Here is a 16,790-nt window from a genome sequence, read left to right on the forward strand (position 1 = left end):
GACCGGCCGTCCGGCGGTCGGCGGGGCGGGCGGCCGCCGTCGTGGACCGGGCCGTACGGTTCGCCGTCGCCTTCGGTGCCACGCGGGTCGCGCACGGGCAGCTGCTCCGGCGACCGCCGGGCAGCGCGGCGAGCTGGGAGCGGACCAACCACGCCGGCCGGACGGTGCACACCCAGGCCGGAGCCGCGGTCGCCCTCGGCACCGCTCTCGCGGCCCTTCCCGGGGCGCCGGCCGTGCTCGCCACCGTCGCCGGCGCCGCGTGCGGGCGCCACGACGACCTGCGCGGCGACGAACGGCGGGGCTTCCGGGCCCATCTGACGGCGTTGCGGCACGGCGAGGTCACCAGCGGGGCCGTCAAGCTCCTCGGCATCGGCGCCGCCGGGCTCGTGGCCGGGGCGCTGCTCAAGGAACGCCCGCTGGACATGGCCCTCGCGGGTGTCGTCGTCGCCGGGACGGCCCACCTCGTCAACCTGGTGGACGTGCGGCCCGGTCGGGCCGGACTGCTCGTGCTCGGGCTCGGCGCGCCGGGGCTGCTGCGCGGATCGCTTCCCGCCGCCCCCATGGGCGCCGCGGCGGCGGTCCTCGCCGACGACCTGGCCGAGCGCACCATGCTCGGTGACATGGGCGCCCACGCGCTCGGAGCCGCGCTCGGCACCTCGGTCGCCGCCGTCAACGGGCGGCTCGGGCTCGCCGCCCACGCCGCCGGTCTGGTCGCCGCGGCCGTGTACGGGGAGCGCGTGAGCGAGCTCGCGCGCGCCTCCGCGCCCTCGCCTGCGCTCACCCGTGTGGGTGATCCTGGCCGGTAAGTTACGGCGGGCGCCACGACAACGCGGGGGCTTCGGTGCCGGAACGTGCGTACGGACTGGCATTCTTGGGCGCGTGACACAGCTCCGTACGGTCCAAGTGCTGGGCGGCGGCAGCGCGGGCAGCAGCGCGCACGTCAGATCGCTTGCCTCGGGGCTCGTGGCAAGGGGCGTGCGGGTGACCGTGTGCGCCCCGCCCGAACTCGACCACGTCTACGACTTCGCGGGCACCGGCGCGCACTACGTGCCCGCCGCGCGCCGGGGCGGCCCGGCGGCGGTCGCCGTGCTGCGCAACGCGTTCATCGGCGCCGACGTCGTGCACGCGCACGGCCTCGACGCCTCCGTGCGGGCCTCGCTCGCGCTGTCCGGCGCTCCCGCGCCGCGCACCCCGCTCGTCACGACCTGGCACACGCGCGGCCACGTGGCGGGCGCGCGGGCCGGACTCGTGCGGCTCCTGGAGCGCACGACCGTACGGGCGGCGTCCGTCGTCCTCGGCACCTCGTCCGAGCTCGTCGACCGGGCCCGGCGGCGCGGCGCCCGCGACGCCCGGCTCGCGCCGGTCACCGTTCCCGCCTCGCGGGCACCGGTCTGCCTGCACGACGGCAAGGCCCGGGCGGAACTCGGCGCGGTGGACCGGCCGCTGCTGATGGCCGTCGGCGCGCTGGAGCCGGGGCGGGGCTACGGGACGCTGCTCGACGCGGCGCGGACGTGGCGGGACCTCGACCCGCCGCCGCTGCTCGTCATCGCCGGCGAGGGCCCCGAACGGCCCGCGCTGCAGCGGCGGATCGAGGCGGAAGACCTCGCGGTACGGCTGATCGGGCGCCGGGACGACGTGGCGGAGCTGCTCGCGGCGGCGGACGTCGCGGTCCTGCCCTCGCGCTGGGAGGCCCGTTCCCTGCTCGCGCAGGAGGCCCTGCGGCTCGGCGTGCCGCTCGTCGCCACGGCGGTCGGGGGCGTGCCCGAACTCGTCGGCGACGCGGCGGAACTCGTGCCGTACGGCGACGCGGACGCCGTCGCGAGCGCCGTACGGGGTCTGCTGGACGACGCCGACCGCCGCATGGACCTGGCGGCGGCCGGGCGGGTGCAGGCGGGCACCTGGCCGACGGAGGATGAGACGATCGCGCACGTCCTGAGCGTGTACGACGAACTGTCGGACCGCCTGGGCCCGTCGCGAAGACCCTGACGCGTCGGTCCGGGCACGGGCGGAGTCGTGCTGCGCCACCGTCGGAAGGCCGTGCCCTTCAGGCCGTGTGGCGGCGGGCCCTCAGCGCCAGGCTCAGGGCCAGGACCGTCTGGGGGTCGTCCAGGTCCGTGCCGAGGAGTTCCGAGATGCGGGCCAGCCGGTTGTAGAGGGTCTGGCGGTTGAGGTGGAGCTCGCGGGCCGTCTCCGCCTTGCGGCCCGCGTGGGCCAGATAGGTCTCCAGGGTCGGCAGCAACGGCGGCCGGGACGTGCGGTCGTGGTCGCGCAGCGGGCCGATCGCGCGGTCCACGAACGCCGCCAGGTCCGGGTGGTCCCGCAGTCGCCACAGCAGCAGGTCGGTGTCCAGGCGGCGGGCGTCGTACCACGGGCGGTCCGACAGGCCCTGCGCCGCCGTCGCCGTCTCCGCCGCGTGCCGCAGCCCCGCCGACGCCGCCGCCCAGCCGCCCGCCACGCCCACCACCACGACCGGCGGATGGGCGCCGGCGCGCTCCAGGCCGGCCCGTTCGACACCGGCCCGCAGCGCCGCCGCGACCCGGTCAGCCACCGCCGTGCGCTCCGACTCCGTGCGCAGGCCGAGCAGCAGCGGGACCCGGCCCTCCACCGGGCGGACGCCGAGCAGGACGGGCACGCCGACCGAGGACAGCTCCTCCAGGACGGCCCGCGCCAGGAGGGCCCAGTTGCCGGACGGGGACAGCTCGGAGGCCAGGCGCATCACGACCGGAAGGAGCGGGCCGTCACCCGGCCGGAAGCCGAGGACACGGGCCTGCGCCGGCGCGTCCTCCGCCGTGATCCGGCCCTCGGCGAGGTCCGTGAGGAAGTCGCCGCGGCCGCGGGCCGCCAGCTCCTCCTCCTGCCGGGCCTGCATCAGGACGACCGCGAGCAGTCCCGCCGCCCGCTCCGCCGCCATCCGGTGCACGGGGGACAGCGACGAGGACACGGCCGACAGCACCAGCCGCGCCCGCACCGACGACGTGCCGGGACCGCCGCCCGGCACGTCGACCAGGATCGTGCCGGCCGGCGGGCCCGACTCGCGCGCCGCGCGCTGTCCGCGCAGCCCGTCCCACACCTGGAGCGGGTCGGCGGGCTCGGACTCGGTGCCCGCCGCGTAGAGCAGCCGGCCGTCGGCGGTCTCCAGGAAGACCGGGTTGAGCGCGAAGTCGGCCAGGATCCGCAGCACCTGCGGCACCCCGCCGCCGCCGAGCAGCGCCTCGGTGCACTGCCGGTGGACCTCCTCCGCCTGCCGCAGCAGCGCGTAGTGGCCGTTGACGATCTCGGTGTGGATCTCCTCGGTCACGGCGACGAACGGCACCTCGCGGTGCAGCTGGACCAGCGGCAGTCCGGCGGTCCGCGCCGTCTCCACGATCGTCGCCGGAAGCCGGGCGAACCGCGGGCCGAGTTCCACCACGAGCGCCGCGATGCCGCGCTCCGCGAGCCGCCGTACGAAGGCCCGCTGCTCCGCCGGACGGGTGCCCAGACCCATTCCGGTGGTGAGCAGCAGTTCGCCGCCCTTGAGCAGCGAGGCGATGTTCGGCACCTCGCCGGCGTGGACCCAGCGCACGGTGCGGTGCAGCCGGTCCGCGCCCGCGACGACCTCCGGGAGCCCGCTCCGCAACCCCGGGAGCTCGAGCGCCCGCTGCACGGTGATCCCGCCCTGACGTTCCATGGACATGCACGGACGCTACCCGCCGCGGGCCCCGCCGGAGAAGCCCGGGCCGGCGAACGGCCTGCTCACACGGCCGGCGGGCTCACACGGCCGGCGGGCTCAGGCGGCCGGTGCGATGTTGTGGTTGAAGCGGAAGACGTTGTCGGGGTCGTAGGCCGCCTTGACCCGGGCCAGGCGCTGGTAGTTCTCCGCGCCGAAGCCCTCCACCACCCGCTGCCGGCCCTCGTCGCCGGTGAAGTTCAGGTACACGGCGCCGGTCGACCACGGCAGGACGTCCGCCCGTACGTCCCTGACCCACTGGATCGCCCGCTCGTCGTCGGCCGGGTCCTCCCACACCGCGAACGGGTGCACGCCCCACGGCGCCGACCGCCACGGGATCGGGGAGTCCGCCGGGCCGCGGGCGACCCGCCCGCCCAGCGGGAACAGCACGTGCTGCATGCCCGAGGGCACGATCATCCCGTCCGCGCGGGCGCAGAACACGTCCACCGCCGGATCGGGGAACGCCGACAGGTACTCGGCCGACCAGTAGTTCCGCATCCCCGGCGGGTCGTCCAGCATGCACTGGAAGTCCACGTACGGCAGGTCCATCAGGAGCTCCACCGGCGGTTTCAGCGCGAACAGCGGCTCGGCGAACCCGCGGACCTCCGCCGCGGGCCCGGCCCACGTCACCAGGGCGCCGCTGAGCAGCGTGCCCTGCATCTCGACGGGGATGAACTCCTCGGGCGGCGCGTTGAGGTAGATCACACCGCCGCCGGCCTCGTCCGGCGCGTCCGTCAGCAGGTCCCGGTACGCCCGGACGACGTCGGGGCCGGCCTCCTTCGGGAACAGCAGCATCGCGAAGGAGAACTCCGGCAGCGGATGCACCCGCAGGGTCATCGAGGTGACCACGCCGAAGTTCCCGCCGCCGCCGTGCAGCGCCCAGAACAGGTCCGGGTTCTCCTCGGCGTCGGTGTGGACGTGCTTGCCCTCGGCGGTGATCAGGTCCAGGGACAGCAGGTTGTCGCAGGCGAGCCCGAACTTCCGCTCCAGCCAGCCCGATCCGCCGCCGAGCGTGAAGCCGCCGACGCCGGTCGTGGACGCCCGGCCGCCGGTCACCGCCACGTGGAACGGCCGGCAGGCGTGGTCCAGGTGGCTCATCGTGGCGCCGCCCTCGACCCGTACCGTCATGGCCTCGGGGTCGACGACCACCGCGTGCATCCGCCGCAGGTCCACCACGAGCCCGCCGTCGTTGAGCGCCGTACCGGCCACGCTGTGCCCGCCGCCGCGGACCGCGATCGGCAGTCCGGTCTCGCGACCGAACACCACGGCGTTCGACACGTCCTCGGGCGTCTCGCACTGGGCGATGACGGCGGGGCGCCGGTCGATCATCCCGTTGAAGACGGCTCGGGCCTCGTCGTAACCCGGATCGCCGGGCACGAGCACCTCGCCCGCCAGGTCCTCTCGGAGACCCGCCAGGGCCTTGTCGGGAACGGTGGTCTGGGGAGCCATGGCAGTGCCCCCCTTTCGCGTGCGACACGGGGGACAGGACCCCTTCATCGTAGGACGCGGTCCCGCCCCCCGCCGCTCGGGACGTCAGCCCCCGTACGCGCCCGACGCCGTCAGCCGCAGGGCCGTGTCGATCAGCGGGACGTGGCTGAAGGCCTGCGGGAAGTTGCCCACCTGACGCTGCAGCCGCGGGTCCCACTCCTCGGCGAGCAGCCCCAGGTCGTTGCGGAGCGACAGCAGACGCTCGAACAGCTTGCGGGCCTCGTCGACCCGGCCGATCATCGCCAGGTCGTCCGCCAGCCAGAACGAACAGGCGAGGAACGCGCCCTCGTCGCCCTCCAGGCCGTCCACGCCGGCCTCCTCGCCGGCCGTCGGGTAGCGCAGCACGAAGCCGTCCTCCGTGGACAGCTCCCGCTGGATCGCCTCGATCGTGCCGATCACCCGCTTGTCGTCCGGCGGCAGGAAGCCCATCTGCGGGATCAGCAGCAGCGAGGCGTCCAGCTCCTGGGAGCCGTAGGACTGGGTGAAGGTGTTGCGCTCCTTGTCGTAGCCCTTCTCGCAGACGTCCCGGTGGATCTCCTCGCGCAGCTCGCGCCAGCGCTCCAGGGGGCCGTCCGCGTCGCCGGACTCGATGAGCTTGATCGTGCGGTCCACCGCCACCCAGGCCATCACCTTGGAGTGGGTGAAGTGGCGCCGCGGCCCGCGCACCTCCCAGATGCCCTCGTCGGGCTGGTCCCAGTTCTTCTCCAGGTAGTTGATCAGCTTGATCTGCAGCAGCGAGGCGTAGTCGTTGCGGGACAGGCCCGTCATGTGCGCCAGGTGCAGGGCCTCGGTGACCTCGCCGTAGACGTCGAGCTGGAGCTGGTTGGCGGCGCCGTTGCCGACCCGGACCGGGCCGGAGTTCTCGTAGCCCGGCAGCCAGTCCAGCTCCGCCTCGCCGAGCTCGCGCTCGCCGGCGATGCCGTACATGATCTGCAGGTTCTCCGGGTCGCCCGCGACCGCGCGGAGCAGCCAGTCCCGCCAGGCGCGGGCCTCCTCGCGGTAGCCGGTGCGCAGCATCGAGGAGAGGGTGATCGCCGCGTCCCGCAGCCAGGTGTAGCGGTAGTCCCAGTTGCGGACGCCGCCGATCTCCTCGGGCAGCGAGGTGGTCGGCGCGGCCACGATGCCGCCGGTCGGCGCGTACGTCAGGGCCTTGAGGGTGATCAGGGAGCGGATCACCGCCTCGCGGTACGGCCCGTGGTACGTGCAGTGCTCGACCCACTCGCGCCAGAAGTCGACGGTCGCCTCCAGCGAGCCCTCCGGGTCCGGCAGCGCCGGCGGCTCCTTGTGCGAGGGCTGCCAGGACAGCGTGAAGGTGACCTTGTCGCCGGGCGTGACGGTGAACTCGGAGTACGTGGTGAGGTCCTTGCCATGGGTCTCCACGTCGGTGTCCAGCCACACCGAGTCGGGGCCCGCGACGGCCACCGTGCGCTCGCCGACCTTGTGCACCCAGGGCACCACCCGGCCGTAGCTGAAGCGCATGCGCAGGCTGGAGCGCATCGGCACCCGGCCGCTGATGCCCTCGACCACCCGGATCAGCTGCGGCGCGCCGTCGCGCGGGGGCATGAAGTCGGTCACCCGGACCGTGCCGCGCGGGGTGTCCCACTCGGACTCCAGGATGAGCGAGTCGCCGCGGTAGCGGCGCCGGTCGGCGGGGACCGCCGCGGCGCCGTCGGGGTCGGCCGGGCCGACCCGCCAGAAGCCGTGCTCCTCGGTGCCGAGCAGCCCCGCGAAGACTGCGTGCGAATCGAAGCGGGGCAGGCAGAGCCAGTCGACACTGCCGTCCCGGCAGACCAGGGCGGCGGTCTGCATGTCTCCGATGAGTGCGTAATCCTCGATGCGCCCGGCCACGTGCTTCACTCCAGATCGAACGGCCACGTCCGCCCCGCGGGGCGTTTCCGCCCCGGAGGGCGAGTCGTACAGGTCAGCGGGTCAAGGGATCGTTGACGAGCCTCTGGTCCGGCTGACAGGCGGGGGTGGTGCCGTGCCGGTCCGGCTCGGCAGCGCATGTCCGAGCAGGATACGACGCACCCTATGGACCGGCTGCGCCGATCTTGTAACACCGCTGCGCCGTTCGGGTGAACAGGTCTTGACCCGGCCCGCCCGACGGCTGCGCCCCCACCCATGGTGCCTGGTCGAGCCGGTGACCGGCCCGGCGTGTCGCCCACCGTGTGCACCCGACTGCCCCGTGTGGCCGGAAGCGGTCTCCCGATGTCGCTGATACCCTGGTACCCCGTGGACCGGTGGGAAACGGCGACAGCCGAGGACCCCGCAACCGCAGCGACGGCATCCCCCGATTCTTCCGGAGGGCACGCCGGAACGCACCTCCAGAACGCGACCACGGGAGCCCCCTCTTGGCGATGCCGCCCAACACCACGACGACCAAGCACATCTTCGTCACCGGGGGTGTCGCCTCCTCCCTCGGCAAGGGCCTGACCGCCTCCAGCCTGGGTGCGCTCCTCAAGGCCCGGGGCCTGCGGGTCACCATGCAGAAGCTCGACCCGTACCTGAACGTCGACCCCGGCACGATGAACCCGTTCCAGCACGGCGAGGTGTTCGTCACCAACGACGGCGCCGAGACCGACCTGGACATCGGCCACTACGAGCGCTTCCTCGACGTCGACCTCGACGGCTCGGCCAACGTCACCACCGGCCAGGTCTACTCGCAGGTCATCGCCAAGGAGCGGCGCGGCGAGTACCTCGGCGACACCGTGCAGGTCATCCCGCACATCACGAACGAGATCAAGTCCCGCATCCGCCGCATGGCCACCGACGACGTCGACGTCGTCATCACCGAGGTCGGCGGCACCGTCGGCGACATCGAGTCGCTGCCCTTCCTGGAGACCGTCCGCCAGGTCCGCCACGAGGTCGGCCGCGACAACGTCTTCGTCGTGCACATCTCGCTGCTGCCCTACATCGGCCCCTCCGGCGAGCTGAAGACCAAGCCGACCCAGCACTCCGTCGCCGCCCTGCGCAACATCGGCATCCAGCCCGACGCCATCGTGCTGCGCGCCGACCGCGAGGTCCCGACCGCCATCAAGCGCAAGATCTCGCTGATGTGCGACGTCGACGAGGCCGCGGTCGTCGCCGCCATCGACGCCCCGTCGATCTACGACATCCCGAAGGTGCTGCACACCGAGGGCCTGGACGCCTACGTCGTCCGCAAGCTCGACCTGCCCTTCCGCGACGTGGACTGGACCGTCTGGGAGGACCTCCTGGACCGCGTCCACAACCCGGAGCACGAGGTCACCGTCGCGCTCGTCGGCAAGTACATCGACCTGCCCGACGCCTACCTCTCGGTCACCGAGGCCATGCGCGCCGGCGGCTTCGCCAACAAGGCCCGGGTCAAGGTCAAGTGGGTCACCTCCGACGACTGCAAGACCGAGGCCGGCGCCGAGAAGCAGCTCGGCGACTGCGACGCCGTCCTCATCCCCGGCGGCTTCGGCGACCGCGGTGTGGCCGGCAAGGTCGGCGCCATCCGCTACGCCCGCGAGAACAAGGTGCCGCTGCTCGGCATCTGCCTCGGCCTGCAGTGCATCGTGATCGAGGCCGCCCGCAACCTGGCCGACATCCCCGAGGCCAACTCCACCGAGTTCGACCCGGCCACCGCGCACCCCGTCGTCTCGACGATGGAGGAGCAGCTGGCCTACGTCGAGGGCGCCGGCGACCTGGGCGGAACGATGCGCCTGGGCCTCTACCCGGCCAAGCTCGCCGAGGGCTCGGTCGTCCGCGAGACCTACGCCGACGAGCCGTACGTCGAGGAGCGCCACCGCCACCGCTACGAGGTGAACAACGCCTACCGCGCGGAGCTGGAGAAGAAGGCCGGTCTGGTCTTCTCCGGCACGTCCCCGGACAACAAGCTCGTCGAGTTCGTCGAGTACCCGAAGGACGTCCACCCCTACCTGGTCGCCACCCAGGCGCACCCGGAGCTCAAGTCCCGCCCGACCCGCCCGCACCCGCTGTTCGCCGGTCTGGTGAAGGCGGCCGTCGAGCGCAAGACGGGCCGCGCCGCCCGGTAGATCACTGGCGTTACCGTTGCCGGGGTACGGGTCCACGGGGCCCGTACCCCGGCTTTCGTATGTGGGAGGACAACTGATGCAGGTGCAGGACACCCCGGAGGAGTGGCAGGTCGTCGCCACCACCACCCCCTTCACGGGCAACAAGACGAGTGTCCGCACGGACGACGTGGTCATGCCGGACGGCGCGGTCGTCCGCCGCGACTACCAGGTCCACCCCGGCTCGGTCGCCGTCCTCGCGCTCGACGACCAGGACCGGGTCGTGCTGCTCAAGCAGTACCGGCACCCGGTGCGGCAGAAGCTGTGGGAGATCCCGGCCGGCCTGCTCGACGTGCCCGGCGAGAACCCGCTGCACGCCGCGCAGCGCGAGCTGTACGAGGAGGCGCACGTCAAGGCCGAGGACTGGCGGGTGCTGACCGACGTCTACACCACGCCGGGCGGCTGCGACGAGGCCGTGCGGATCTTCCTGGCGCGCGGGCTGTCCGAGGCGGAGGGCGAGCGGTACGAGGTCGCCGAGGAGGAGGCAGACATGGAGCTCTCCCGGGTGCCGCTGGACCAGCTCGTGCGCGGTGTCCTGGCCGGCGAGCTGCACAACAACTGCCTCGTCGTCGGCGTGCTCTCGCTGGTGGCCGCCCGCGCGGGCGACGGCCTGGACGCCCTGCGCCCGGCCGACGCGCCGTGGCCGGCCCGGCCTTTCGAGGCATAGGACGGGATCGGGCCGGCCCGGGTCGGCCCCGGCCGCGTGCCGGTCCGCCCGCGCCGGCCCGCCGCGGGTCGACGGGGGGAGGGGGGTGAGCGGCGGGGCGGTCCGACAATCCGCTGATCCGATCGGGCGATGTGCCCGCCGCGCTCCGCCGGGTCCGGCCCCTGCGCTGAACTACGCTCGACATCGCCCGTGCGGAGCCCTCCCACGGGATGGTCGTGCGCAGGTGGACGGGAGCGTGGCCCGTGACGGATCAGGCGGTGGCAGCGGTCGGCGCCTCGCAGTTCTACGGTCGCCAGCGGGAGTTGAAGGCACTGCGGGCCGACATCGAACGCACCGGGCTCGACACCCTGACCGGCCGCAAGGCGCCCCGCGCCCGGGTCCTGCTCATCGCGGGCAAGCCCGGCTCGGGGCGGACCGCGCTCGCCGAGGAGCTGGTCGGCCGGCTCGCCCCCGAGTACCCCGACGGGGTGTTCCGGGTGCGGCTCACCGAGGCCGGCGGCGACCCGGTCCCCACCACCCGCGCCGCCCAGGACCTGCTCGCCGCGCTCGGCGTCCCCGAGCCGCCCGGCGCCGCCGAGGACGAACTCACCGCCCTGGTCCGCGGCGCCTTCGACGGCCGCAGGGCGCTGCTGCTGCTCGACGACGCCGTGGACGCCGAGCAGGTCGATCCCCTGCTGCCCGACAACCCCGACAGCCTGGTCGTGGGCGTGGCACGCGGTCCGCTCACCGGCATCCCGGACGTCCGGCCCTGCACGGTCGGCGGTCTCGACCCCAAGTCGGCCATCGAACTGCTCACCGGCTACACCGGCTCCGTCCGCGTCACCGTCGACCCGCAGGCCGCCGAGAGCCTCGCCGAGGAGTGCGGCGGACTGCCCGGAGCCCTGGTGCTGGCCGGGGGCTGGCTCGCCGCCCGCCCCAAGGCCTCGGTCGCCGACCTCACCAAACGGCTGCGGGCACTCACCGGCGACCCGGTCGAGCGGGCCTTCTCCCTGGTCCACGAGTCGCTGCCGCAGCCGGCCGCCCGGATACTGCGTCATCTGTGCCTGGCGCCGCTGGGCCGGGCCGACGCCCACACCGCCTCCGCCCTGGCCGGCTGCTCGGTGTCCGCCGCCGCGACCACCCTCGCCGACTTCGCCGCCTCCGGTCTCGTACGGGAGATCCCCGGCGGGGACGGACGGCAGGGGGAGGGGCAGTACGAGGTGCCGGGGCATCTGGTGCCGCTGCTGCGGGAGCGGCTCGCGGAGCTCGACCGTCCGGCCGAGGTGCAGCTGGCCCGGGCCCGGATGCTGGAGCGGACGGTACGGCTGCTGCAGTCCAGCCGCGCCGTCACCGAGCCCGAGGGATCCCCGGCCCGCCGCAAGCTCGCCGGACTGCCCCGCGCCCTGCGCTTCCCGAACACGGCGACCGCCGCCGCCTGGCTGGAAGGCCGCCGGCCCGTGCTGCTCGCCGCCGCCCGGCTGGCCGTCGCCGACGGAGAGCTCGACACCCTGGCCCGCCGGCTGATCGCGGCGCTCGTCCGGGCTCTCGCCGCGCACCGGGGCGCCGAGGCCGCCGCGCCCGACCTCTACGGGCTGCACCGGCTGGTCCTGGACGTCGCCGAGCGGCGCGGGCTGCACCGGGAGCAGGCCGCGGCCCTGCTGAACCTCGCCGACCTGGACGCCAGGACCGGACGCACCCAGGACGCTTTGCTGCGATATCGGTCGGCCTTGGAGGCCGGACGCAAAGCAAATGACCCGTATGCGACCGCCCGCGCAATGGAATCCGTAGGCGGCAGCTATCAGGAGCTGGGGGACTGGCAGCGGGCCGGCGACTGGTACGGCCGCGCCCTGGCCCAGCGACTGGCCCGCGACGAGCGGGCGGACCAGGCCCGGCTGTACGGCCGGCTCGGCGCGGTGCACACCTACGCCGGGCGGTACGGGGAGGCGCTGCGCAACTGGCGCGCCGCCGCCGCGGGCTACCGGCGGCTGGCCGATCTCCCCGGCTACGCCCGGGCGTTGAGCGAGGCCGCCCGGGTGCAGGAGTACGCCGGCCGGCCCGAGGAGTCGCTGCGGACCTGCGAGGAAGCGGTGGAGTGGGCGCGCCGGGCGAAGGACGAGCGGCTCCAGGCCGCGCTGCAGCTGAGGCTCGCCGACACCCTCGACCGGCTCGGCGACCCCGCGGCGGCCCGACTGCACAGGTCGGCCGCGGAGAGACTGCTGGGAACCGAGGCTTCCGCCTACGAAATCCGCAGTGGTTCCGGAGAAGATTAATACTTTGAAAGGCTAGACAGCAGGAACTCCTTCATTAGACTGGTTCGCGCCGCGTTCGAACGTGGTCTGCCCCGGTGCGCCGCAGTGCATCCGGGTATGAATGGCTTTGTCACACCTTTTGGCTCTGACGCGCCGCAGCACCCCCAGTTGTCCCCCCGATACAAGGACCGTGATCGACGATGAAGGTCGGCATCCCCCGCGAGGTCAAGAACAACGAGTACCGCGTGGCCATCACCCCCGCCGGTGTCCACGAGCTCGTCCGCAACGGCCACCAGGTCTTCATCGAGCAGAACGCCGGTGTCGGCTCGTCGATCACGGACGCGGAGTACGTCGCCGCCGGCGCCGAGATCCTCGCCACCGCCGACGAGGTCTGGGCCACCGCCGACCTGCTGCTCAAGGTCAAGGAGCCGATCGCGGAGGAGTACCACCGCCTCCGCAAGGACCAGACCCTCTTCACCTACCTGCACCTCGCCGCCTCCAAGGAGTGCACGGACGCCCTCCTGCAGTCCGGCACCACCGCCATCGCGTACGAGACGGTCGAGACCGCGAACCGCGCGCTCCCGCTGCTCGCTCCGATGTCCGAGGTCGCGGGCCGCCTGGCCCCGCAGGTCGGCGCCTACCACCTGATGCGCTCGGCCGGCGGCCGCGGCGTGCTCCCCGGCGGCGTCCCCGGCACCCACGCCGGCGAGTGCGTCGTCATCGGCGGCGGCGTCTCCGGCTGGAACGCCGTGCAGATCGCCATCGGCCTGGGCTTCCACGTGACCCTGCTCGACAAGGACATCAACAAGCTCCGCGAGGCCGACAAGATCTTCGGCACGAAGGTCAAGACGATCGTCTCCAACGCCTTCGAGCTGGAGAAGGCCGTCATCGAGGCCGACCTCGTCGTCGGTGCCGTCCTCATCCCGGGCGCCAAGGCCCCGAAGCTGGTCACCAACGAGCTCGTCGCCAAGATGAAGCCCGGAAGTGTCCTTGTCGACATTGCCATCGACCAGGGCGGCTGCTTCGAGGACTCCCACCCGACCACCCACGCCGAGCCGACCTTCCAGGTCCACAACTCGGTCTTCTACTGCGTCGCCAACATGCCGGGCGCGGTCCCGAACACCTCCACCTACGCCCTCACCAACGCCACGCTGCCCTACATTGTGTCGCTGGCGAACAACGGCTGGGTCGAGGCGCTGCGCCGCGACGCCGCCCTCGCCAAGGGCCTCAACACCCATGACGGCAAGGTGGTTTACAAGGAGGTCGCCGAGGCGCACGGCTACGAGCACCTCGAGCTGCACAGCCTCCTGGGCTGACCCCACGGGCCTTGCGGCACGGCCGAAGAAACGGTCGGTCAACCCGCATCGTCAACCCCGCGCACCGGGCCGGACCTTGTCACGCAAGGTCCGGCCCGATGTGTGTCCGGCCACGTTCCGACGCTCGGTCAACTCGCCTCGAACGTAACTCTTTAACCGTTTCGCGCACCCCTGAAACGTGCGGTTTCCCGCCTGCGCACCCTTGACAGCGCGGTGTTCGGTTGCCGACACATCGGGCCGGGTCCGGCGGATTGTGTTGCTGCGGAGCGGTGACACGCCATAGAGTCGCCAACCGTCGGCATGGTGCCACGCTGACCTATCGATAAATGTTCCTGACCACATCCAAGGAGGTAAGACGACTTGTGAATGAGTCGACATTTACTCCCGAGGGTGGCGAGCCAGGGGCCCCGATCGGCTCCGTCGCGGTGCGGACCTTCGCGACGCACCAGCCCATGACGACAGCCCATACGATGAAGATGACGGACGGCCTACACGTGAACGCCACGGCCGGCAACGAGATGGGCCGAGAGTCCACCCACTTCGCCGCCTACGACGAGGTGCCCGAGGGGCACTTCTACGACCCCGACGCCGAGTACGAGCCCGACCCGGAGTACGCGGCCACCCTCGCACCCGACGCTGCCCGCCAGCGCCGCGAGCGGATCGGCCCCACCGGACGGCCCCTGCCGTACTTCCCGATCCCGGGCCCGCTGACCGACCACGGCCCCGCGAAGATCATCGCGATGTGCAACCAGAAGGGCGGCGTCGGCAAGACCACGTCGACCATCAACCTGGGCGCCGCGCTCGCGGAGTACGGACGACGGGTCCTGCTCGTCGACTTCGACCCGCAGGGCGCCCTGTCGGTCGGCCTCGGCGTGAACCCGATGGAGCTCGACCTCACCGTCTACAACCTGCTCATGGAGCGGGGCGTGTCGGCGGACGAGGTGCTGCTCAAGACCGCCGTGCCCAACATGGACCTGCTGCCGAGCAACATCGACCTCTCCGCCGCCGAGGTGCAGCTGGTCAGCGAGGTCGCGCGCGAGTCCACCCTGCAGCGGGCGCTGAAGCCGCTGATGAACGACTACGACTACATCGTGATCGACTGTCAGCCCTCGCTCGGCCTGCTGACCGTGAACGCCCTGACGGCCGCTCACAAGGTCATCGTGCCGCTGGAATGCGAGTTCTTCGCGCTGCGCGGTGTGGCCCTGCTGACCGAGACCATCGAGAAGGTCCAGGAGCGGCTCAACCCCGAGCTGGAGCTCGACGGCATCCTCGCCACGATGTACGACTCGCGGACGGTGCACTCGCGCGAGGTGCTCGCGCGCGTCGTCGAGGCCTTCGACGACCACGTGTACCACACGGTGATCGGCCGGACCGTGCGCTTCCCGGAGACCACGGTCGCCGGCGAGCCCATCACCACGTACGCCTCGAACAGCGTGGGCGCCGCCGCCTACCGTCAGCTCGCCAGGGAGGTGCTCGCCCGGTGTCACGCCGAGTGAGTCTGCCCGGCGCCGACGAACTGTTCCGTACGACCGGAGGGATGGCGCTCCAGCCCTCCTCGCCGCGCCGCACCGTACCGGCACCGGCGGGCGAGAGCGACTCGGCAGCGGCCGCCGCGGCGGAGGGCTCCGCGGAGCACACGGCCGCGGACACGGACGCGGCGGAGCCGCGCGCCAGGACGGCGGAGCCCGCCGCGCCGGCGTCCGCTCCCGCGTCCCCGGCGGCGAAGGGGGCGGCCGCCCCGGCCGCGAACCCGGCCCGCCGGCGGAGCCGCACCGCCAACCGGCGCCCGAGCGGGCGTGAGCGCCACGACGAGAAGATCACGGTCTACGTCTCCGCCGAGGAACTGATGGACCTGGAGCACGCGCGCCTGGTGCTGCGCGGCGAGCACGGCCTCGCGGTCGACCGCGGCCGGATCGTCCGCGAGGCGGTCGCGGTGGTCCTCGCGGACCTGGAGTCACGCGGCGACGCGAGCATCCTCGTGCGCCGCCTGCGCGGCCGCTGACGGTAGCCTGCGGGACTGCCGCACCTCCGCCCCGTCAGGACCCCGATGCACCCTCCCTCCCCCTCTGACGAAACGTCCCGTCCGGCCCGCCGCCGCGCACTGGGACGCGGGCCGGGTACGTCACCACCGACGGTCCCGCGCGAGCCGGAGGCCGCGTGGGAGGCCGCGCCTCCCACGCCGGACCCGCCCGCAGCGGAGCCCCCGCCCCCGGCGCTGTCCCCGGCCCCGGCCGCGCGGCCGGAGGGGCCGGCCGGCGAGGCTCCCGCCGAGGAGTCCGCCGAGTGCGCCCATTCCGCCGAGGAGCCGACGGCCGGCGAGGCGTCCGCCGGACGCGCGGACGCGGTCTTCACCGATCCGGCCGGCGAGGCCACAGGGGCCGAGGAGGCCGGTGCGGCAGCGGAGGCCGACGACCGCGGTGCAGCCGGAGGGCTGGAGGAAGCCGGTGCAGCCGGAGGGCCCCGCGACGGCGGTGGCGGCGGTGACGCCGGTGACGGGCGGTTCACCGTGCGGCTCGCGAACTTCGAGGGGCCGTTCGACCTGCTGCTGCAGCTGATCGCCAAGCACAAGCTGGACGTCACCGAGGTCGCCCTGTCCCGGGTGACCGACGAGTTCATGGCGCACATCCGCGCCATGGGACCCGACTGGGACCTCGACCAGACGACCGAGTTCCTGGTCGTCGCCGCGACCCTGCTCGACCTGAAGGCCGCGCGGCTGCTGCCCGCCGCCGAGGTCGAGGACGAGGCGGACCTCGCGCTCCTGGAGGCGAGGGACCTGCTGTTCGCGCGGTTGCTGCAGTACCGCGCGTACAAGCGGATCGCCGACATCTTCGCCGAGCGGTGGGAGGCCGAAGGCCGGCGCCACCCGCGCACCGTCGGTCTCGAGCCGCACCACGCCGAGCTGCTGCCCGAGGTCGTCATCTCCGTCGGCGCCGAGGGCTTCGCCCGGCTCGCGGTCAAGGCCATGCAGCCGAAGGCCCGGCCCGAGGTGTACGTCGACCACATCCACGCCCCGCTCGTCAGCGTGCGGGAGCAGGCCGCCGTGGTGGTGGCCCTGCTGCGCGAGAAGGGCACCGTCACCTTCCGGGAGCTCGTGGCCGGCGTCGACGACACCCTCACCGTCGTCGCCCGCTTCCTCGCCCTGCTGGAGCTCTACCGGGAGAAGGCCGTCGCCCTCGACCAGGAGACCGCCCTCGGCGACCTCACCGTGTCCTGGACCGGTGGGGAGGCGGACCCGTCCGGGGCCGTCACCGACGAATTCGACCAGGAGGACGCCCCGTGACCGACACGACCGCCGCCGGGAGCGCTGCCGGAACCGCCGCCGGGTCCGGGACC

At 73.3% G+C, this 16,790-nt stretch carries 12 protein-coding genes; 9 read left to right on the forward strand and 3 right to left on the reverse strand.

Going from position 1 to position 16,790, the window contains the following annotated elements:
* The first annotated feature begins 41 nt into the window (after window positions 1-41).
* Together ESG85_RS01750 and ESG85_RS01755 are read left to right on the forward strand one after the other, a co-directional pair.
* The gene (locus tag ESG85_RS01750; RefSeq protein WP_128976244.1) at window positions 42-806 is read left to right on the forward strand and encodes a hypothetical protein; all 765 of its coding nucleotides are present in this window, start codon (window positions 42-44) and stop codon (window positions 804-806) included.
* Between the two features lie 73 nt (window positions 807-879).
* Window positions 880-1,986: a glycosyltransferase family 4 protein gene (locus ESG85_RS01755; RefSeq protein WP_128976220.1), complete on the forward strand. Its 1,107-nt coding sequence runs from the start codon at window positions 880-882 to the stop codon at window positions 1,984-1,986.
* A 58-nt stretch (window positions 1,987-2,044) separates the two neighbouring features.
* Here ESG85_RS01755 and ESG85_RS01760 read toward each other — a convergent pair whose 3' ends face one another.
* From ESG85_RS01760 to ESG85_RS01770, 3 genes are all read right to left on the reverse strand, one after another.
* Window positions 2,045-3,667 carry a PucR family transcriptional regulator gene (locus tag ESG85_RS01760; protein ID WP_128976245.1) on the reverse strand — a complete coding sequence of 541 codons (1,623 nt, stop codon included), beginning with the start codon at window positions 3,665-3,667 and terminating at the stop codon, window positions 2,045-2,047.
* Between the two features lie 99 nt (window positions 3,668-3,766).
* Window positions 3,767-5,155, reverse strand: a complete 1,389-nt coding sequence (locus tag ESG85_RS01765) for an FAD-binding oxidoreductase (protein ID WP_128976221.1) — start codon at window positions 5,153-5,155, stop codon at window positions 3,767-3,769.
* An 84-nt stretch (window positions 5,156-5,239) separates the two neighbouring features.
* Window positions 5,240-7,042: a glycoside hydrolase family 15 protein gene (locus tag ESG85_RS01770; RefSeq protein ID WP_128976222.1), complete on the reverse strand. Its 1,803-nt coding sequence runs from the start codon at window positions 7,040-7,042 to the stop codon at window positions 5,240-5,242.
* Window positions 7,043-7,551: 509 nt separating this feature from the next.
* Between ESG85_RS01770 and ESG85_RS01775 the strand changes: the two genes are divergently transcribed.
* The 7 genes from ESG85_RS01775 (at window position 7,552) to ESG85_RS01805 (ending at window position 16,737) form a co-directional block, all read left to right on the forward strand.
* Entirely contained in the window at window positions 7,552-9,210 is a 1,659-nt protein-coding gene (locus tag ESG85_RS01775) for a CTP synthase (protein ID WP_128976223.1), read from the forward strand.
* 76 nt (window positions 9,211-9,286) lie between these two features.
* Window positions 9,287-9,913, forward strand: coding sequence for an NUDIX domain-containing protein (locus ESG85_RS01780; RefSeq protein WP_128976224.1), 627 nt, complete (start codon window positions 9,287-9,289; stop codon window positions 9,911-9,913).
* A gap of 242 nt (window positions 9,914-10,155) precedes the next feature.
* Complete coding sequence (locus ESG85_RS01785; protein ID WP_425471134.1) at window positions 10,156-12,162, forward strand: tetratricopeptide repeat protein; 2,007 nt, start codon at window positions 10,156-10,158, stop codon at window positions 12,160-12,162.
* A 179-nt stretch (window positions 12,163-12,341) separates the two neighbouring features.
* Window positions 12,342-13,457, forward strand: coding sequence for an alanine dehydrogenase (gene ald / locus ESG85_RS01790; protein ID WP_128976226.1), 1,116 nt, complete (start codon window positions 12,342-12,344; stop codon window positions 13,455-13,457).
* Window positions 13,458-13,909: 452 nt separating this feature from the next.
* The gene (locus ESG85_RS01795) at window positions 13,910-14,953 is read left to right on the forward strand and encodes a ParA family protein (protein WP_246094767.1); all 1,044 of its coding nucleotides are present in this window, start codon (window positions 13,910-13,912) and stop codon (window positions 14,951-14,953) included.
* Window positions 14,938-15,459: a hypothetical protein gene (locus tag ESG85_RS01800; protein ID WP_128976228.1), complete on the forward strand. Its 522-nt coding sequence runs from the start codon at window positions 14,938-14,940 to the stop codon at window positions 15,457-15,459. Before ESG85_RS01795 ends, ESG85_RS01800 begins: the two co-directional genes overlap by 16 nt.
* A gap of 45 nt (window positions 15,460-15,504) precedes the next feature.
* Window positions 15,505-16,737, forward strand: coding sequence for a segregation and condensation protein A (locus ESG85_RS01805; RefSeq protein ID WP_128976229.1), 1,233 nt, complete (start codon window positions 15,505-15,507; stop codon window positions 16,735-16,737).
* Window positions 16,738-16,790: the final 53 nt, after the last annotated feature.

Source organism: Streptomyces roseicoloratus (assembly GCF_004117935.1).
GTDB classification, from domain to species: Bacteria; Actinomycetota; Actinomycetes; order Streptomycetales; family Streptomycetaceae; genus Streptomyces; species Streptomyces roseicoloratus.